Below are 5,897 nucleotides of genomic sequence, written 5' to 3'. Positions count from 1 at the left end.
GCTGGATTCGTCCAATGCATTGAGGTCGCCCAGGGTCTGGGCCAGGTCGTTGCGCCAGTCGCTGCGCCGCTCGATACCCAGTTCTCGCAGTTGTGTCCTGGACTCCTCCACCGCCGCCTCGAGACGTGCCACCGCCGAAGCCGCCTGGTTGCGCTCACCGGTGGCCCGGGACACCTCCCGCTCCAGTCGCAGAATGTCCACTTCGGAAACGGCGCCGGACTGCAGCAGCGGCCGAGTCAGGTTCAGCTCCTGGCCGGCCATGTTCGCCTCCCGCTGCGCGGTATCCCGCCGTGCTTTCGCTTCGTTGAGCTCCTCCTCGCGCTGGCGGACACGGTCGCGAAGTATGCTCTCCTGCTCACGCAGCTCTTCCCGGCGGCTCTCGTAGACTTCGCGCTCCTGGGCCACGATGTGGGGCGCCTCGGTACGCAGTTCCTCATCCGGATCAAAGGGTGTATCCGTGATCAGTGCGCGCAGACGCTCGGCACGGGCCTTCAGCGTCAGGGCCTGAGCCCGGTTTTCTCGGAAGGTGGCTACGAAGCGGGTGGGATCGATGCGCATCAGCACCTCTCCCGCCTCCACCATTTGCCCTTCGCGCACCAGGATCTCCTGCACCACACCGCCGTCGAAGGTCTGCACCTTCTGCAGCTGGCTGGAGGGGATGACTCGCCCGGTGCCACGCGTTACCTCGTCGATGGAGGCGAAGTACGACCAGGTGATCAGTGCCGCCACGGCGAGTGCAAAGGTGTAGAGGAAGGCCCGAGCACGCATCGGGTCCTGCTGCATGCGAGCCCAGTCGGCGTCGCTGGCCCAGTCGCGGTTGATATGGGCCGATGTGACCCGACGTGAGAAGAGTCGGTCGATGAATGGCCGAAACGGCTTGCCCCCCACCTCGGAGAACCGTCCAATCGCCTCGAAGCCCTGCTGTTCGGCAGTGGGTCCCTTCTGCTTCGCCATCAGCCGGCCCTCCCGATCTGTCCCTTGCGCAAGGCCTCGACCACCTTGTCGCGAGGACCATCGGCGACCACCTTGCCGGCGTCGATGACGATGATGCGGTCGACCAGCGACAGCAACGACGTTCGGTGCGTGACGACGACCATGGTCTTGCCCTTCGCATAGGTCTTCAGATTCGCCTTGAAGCTCTCCTCGCTGGCATGGTCCATGGCGCTGGACGGCTCATCCAGCAGCAGTATCTGGGGGTCGTGAACCAGTGCCCGGGCAATGGCAACGGCTTGGCGCTGGCCACCGGAAAGCGATTGGCCGCGCTCGCCCACCTGGAGATCGACGCCATGGGGATGTGAATTGACCAGGCCCTGCAGGCCGGCCAGTTCTATCGCCCGCAGCAACGCCTCGTCATCCACTCCATCGCTGCCCCCGCCCGCCACCACGTTGTCGCGTAGCGAACCAAAGAACAGGCTGACGTCCTGGGGCACATAGCCGATATGGCGCCTCAACTGGATAGGGTCGAACTGGCGAATGTCCACCCCATCGACCAGAACGGCGCCACTGGTGGCTGGTAGAGTCCCAGCATCAACTTGTTCAGCGTCGACTTGCCACACCCTACCCGTCCCAGCAAGGCCACCTTCTCACCGGCCTCGATCTTCAACGAGATATCGCGCAGTGCATCACGCTCTTCATCCGGATAGCGCAGCGTCACCTTGTCGAAGCGAATCTCACCGCGAATAACGGGCCGGCTGATGAACTGCTTGCCTTCAGGCCGCTCCACCGGCCGCTCCATCACGCCATTGAGCGACTGCAAGGCCGTGGATGACTGGTGATATTGCGCCAGCAGCGCTGCCGCCTGGCTCACCGGCGCCATGGCCCGTGAGGAGAGCAGATAGGCAGCAATCAGGCCCCCCTGGGTCAGCTGTCCGTCGATGATCAGGTAGACGCCGATGATGATCACGCAGACGGCAACGCTATGCTGCGCCCATTGCGCCACACTGGTGACCGATGAGCTAACCAGGCGTAGCTGAGCTGCCGTTCGAGACAGGAAGGCGCTCGCCTTCTCCCAGGAGCCCTGGATACGGCTTTCGGCACGCAGGTCTTCACGGTCTCCAGATGCGAGATCGACTCCACCAGGGTGGCGTTGCGCTGCGCACCGATCCGCCACGTGGTCTCGGAAAGCTCATGCAGCTTGCCCTGGGCCGCCATGGCATAAAGCAGGACAAACAGGATGCCGGCAATCACGGGCAGCACCAGCGGCGGCCCGATCAGGGCAATGATGCCGGCAAACAGCAGCACGAACGGCAGGTCGACCAGGGAGACCACCGTCGCCGAGCCGATGAAGGCCCGTACCGATTCGAAGGACTGCAGGGTGGCGGCGAAGGAGCCCGTGGACGCCGGTCGAGCCTCCATGCGCAGGCCCAGCACCCTGGCCATGATGGAGGAGGAGAGCTTGACGTCGGCCCGACTGGCGGCGAGGTCGACGAAGGCGTTGCGCATCAAGCGCAGCACCAGATCGAAGCAGAGCACGACGAAAATACCCGCGGACAGCACCCAGAGCGTCTCGGTCGCCTGGTTCGGCACCACGCGATCGTAGACATTGAGCACGAACAGCGGCATGGCCACGGCAAAGAGGTTGATCAGGAAGGAACCGATGATCACATCGCGGTAGAGCTTGCGGTTCTCACGAATGACGCCCCAGAACCAGTGGCGAGCCCGTTGCTGCTTCACTTCCGGACCGCGCTGATCGAAGCGGAAACGCGGACGCACATAGATGGCCTGGCCGCTGTAACTGCTCAGCAAGCCATCCAGGTTCACTTCGGTAACGGCGTCCCCCAGCTCGGGGAAGATCACCTGTGCCTGCCGCGCCTTGATATCCAGGGCGACGAGCACGCAGGCCCGTCCCGGCTCGAGCAGCAGGACAACGGGGAAGAGGGCGGGATTGAGCTGCACCAGGCGGCTCTTGACGATTCTTGCCGTCATGCCGGCCCGGCTGGCAGCACGGGGAAAGACACCTGGCGTCAGCCTGCCCTCCTCGAGTGGCAGGCCCGCCGTCAGGGACTCGGCCGTGACACCGTGATCATGGGCAAGAGCGATACTTTGCAGGCAGGCGAGCAGTTCGTCACGCACTGCGGACCGGGCCGACTCCGGCGCCGGTTCAATGTTTTCCTGTAGGGTCACAGCCACCTCTTGCGAAAGCGGGAACGGTGCAGGCCGCACGGGGCGTGCGGCCTGACATCAGGCAATGGCCCGACCAAAGGCGGGCTCACAGGGTGTGCATCGCCTGTCCCTAGCCACGCACCGCATAGGCATCGTGATACCCCATCCGGTCGAGCCTGGTCTGGAGTTCTGCCAGCTCGCGAGAGTCGATCGGGCCCAGGCGGACACGATGCAGGCCGGAGCCGCTGGCGAGAGTGGCTGGACGATCCAACACGCGACTCAGCTCATCGCGCAGGCCCACCGCAGAGGCCTCTTGAGACAGTGCAGCCACCTGCAGGAAGACGGCATTCTGCGGCACGACAGACGCCATCTCGTTGTCCTCGACTGCAGCCACTTCCTGCGGAATACTGGCATAAATGCCCGAGGTCGCCTCGATTGCACGCACAGGCGTTTCGGGCTTCTGCGGCGACGGGTTCGGCACACTGCCGAATACGGCCGCTGCCTGCTGCTCTTGCTGCTGGAGGCGACTGGCACTCTCCTGGCGGGTCTCCAGGGTAACCTCGACACGGCGGTTCTGCTGACGGCCCTGGGCGGTATCGTTGCTGGCAATGGGCTGGCGGGAGCCGTAGCCCCGCGTTTCGATCAGGTTGCGCGGAATGCCCTGGCTGACCAGATAGTCGGCGACGCTGTCGGCACGACGCTGGGACAGCGGATCATTGATGGCATCGCTGCCCGTGGAATCGGCATGCCCGGCGATAACGATGCCGCCGAGGTCTTGCCGGTCGCGAATCTGGTTGACCAGTGCATCGAGCTCGGTCCTGGCATTCGGGGTCAGGTCGGCACTGTTGACGGCGAAAAGGGCATCGGCCGACAGGGTGACATCCGGCCCTCGGACGGGCGCCGGGACATTCACGCCGCCGGTCAGGTCGGCCAGGGTAAAGCCGGCCGGCCCCTGTACCGGGCAGATCACGCTGGGGTCGAGCTCGACACCTTCACTGCCCATTTCCGCCAGGCTGGGCATGTCGTCGCGTGCCACGCCCAGAACCTGCATCAGTTGCCCCATGGCTGCCAGTGTACGGGCATCGGCGAGCACCACGTCATATTCGGCGTTCACGTAGGCGCGGCTGGCCTCGAAGTATTCGTTCTCGCTGTCCAGCACGTCGAGCAGGGTGCGCTCACCGATATCGAACTGCTGCTGGTAGGCACCACGAACCCGGTCGATGGACTGGCGGTGCTCGTTCAGGTACTGCATCTGTTCGCGCAAGCGCTGGGTGTCGTTATAGGCAATCTGGGTGGTCTGCCTGACATCGTTACACGCTTTGTCGCGCAGGTTGACCGACTGCTCGACCCGGTCGCTGGCGGCACGGAAGGAGGCCAGGTCGCTGCCGCCACGGTAGAGGTTCATGCTCGCCACCAGCTCGATGCTGTGCTGGTCACGGCGCCCTGCGATGCCGCTTTCGTTATTGGTGCCGGTTCGGCCACGCAGGTCCAGCCTTGGCTGGAAGCCCGCCCTGGTGCCCGCCTGTTCGGCCCGTGACGCCTCGATATTCTCGATGGCGGCATGGAACTCGGGGTTACCCTCGAAGGCCAGGTTGACCGCCTCGGCGACGGAGGGCGGCAGGCGATCGTCGAGCTGCGGCGCCGGCGCCAGGTTCTCGGCAGGCAGTGAACCGACGATCCGCTGGTAACGTGCCGTCACATCGTGCAGGTTGGAGGCTTCGGTCATCAGGTTGGACTCGGCCAGTGCCAAACGACCGGAAATCTGCTGCAGATCGACCCCACGACCGGCGCCGGAGCGCACGCGCTCCTCGATCTGATTGAAGACGCGCTGATGGTCGGCATAGTTGTCCTGGGCCAGGCGCACCAGGTCGCGATACCGGCTGACATCGATATAGGCACGCGCCGCTTCGAGTGCCACGTTCTCACTGGCGCCCAGCAGTTCGTAGTAGCGCACCAGCTTGGCACGATCGAGGCGCTCGACCTCGCTACGCGTTGCAAAGCCATCGTAGATCATCTGGTTGAGGGTCAACTCGGCAAAGTCGGTATCGTAGCTACCGCGGCCATCCCCTTCGGTGTACTCACGACCAATACCGGCAGCCACATCGATACTGGGCAGGTAATTGCCGCGAGCCACACCGACATCGTGACCGGCGGCGTTCAGGCCATTCCAGGCCGCCTGCACTTCAGGGTTGGTCATCAGCGCCTGGCGGATCACCTGCTGCAGGTCGGCAGACCCCGGGGTTGCCATACCCGGCGGCAGGCTTTGTGCCACGGCAGCCGTAATCGGGAGGAGAGTCAACGACGTACCCAGCACGACAGCCTTGGCCAGCAGGCGGGCACGGGAGAGGTCAGAATTCTTTTTCATGCTGTTCCCTTTTCATGAGATCGGACGTCCGCCCAACGGGCATGGTCCGGCTTGAAATATTTTTTGAATTATTGTTATTTCGGGGCTCACCCGCCCAATGGGAGTATGGGGGGGTGGTGCATCCTTTCCCGATTCCCTTTCAAAACCTGTTCTATCACTGACATCATGATCACTGACATCATGCCTATCACTGACATCATACCTATTCCTGCGGGCCGGTGACCCGTCCATATACATGGGCTGCTACCACAGGCATTCACCGCATCATGGCATAAGCTCCATTCATTCTATGTACTGATTTCAGCACACCCGGGGTGCCTTATGTGGATCACTTCAGTATCACCTGATATCAACCGCCAGAATGGCAGCGGATCAGTCTTTATTGTGACAGCCGCATGATTTGTAAGATAGCGTAACCGAGCTTGTCGTT

At 63.3% G+C, this 5,897-nt stretch carries 3 protein-coding genes and 1 pseudogene; all 4 read right to left on the bottom strand.

The window, feature by feature from the left end:
- Positions 1–954: biotin/lipoyl-binding protein (locus Q427_RS22630; protein ID WP_043517471.1), on the bottom strand; the 954-nt coding region annotated here is incomplete at its 3' end.
- A pseudogene (locus Q427_RS34655) lies at positions 954–1,735 on the bottom strand (ATP-binding cassette domain-containing protein). The pseudogene Q427_RS34655 and the gene Q427_RS22630, both read right to left, overlap by 1 nt.
- Positions 1,736–1,899: 164 nt before the next feature.
- Complete coding sequence (locus Q427_RS34650; RefSeq protein WP_231613863.1) at positions 1,900–3,123, bottom strand: ABC transporter transmembrane domain-containing protein; 1,224 nt, start codon at positions 3,121–3,123, stop codon at positions 1,900–1,902.
- A 109-nt stretch (positions 3,124–3,232) separates the two neighbouring features.
- Complete coding sequence (locus Q427_RS22620) at positions 3,233–5,467, bottom strand: TolC family outer membrane protein (RefSeq protein ID WP_043517469.1); 2,235 nt, start codon at positions 5,465–5,467, stop codon at positions 3,233–3,235.
- Positions 5,468–5,897 lie beyond the last annotated feature (430 nt).

The sequence above is a fragment of the Halomonas sp. BC04 genome, assembly GCF_000568385.1.
The sequence above is the reverse complement of the archived record's forward strand: the minus strand, read 5'-3'. Positions and strand labels throughout refer to the sequence as shown.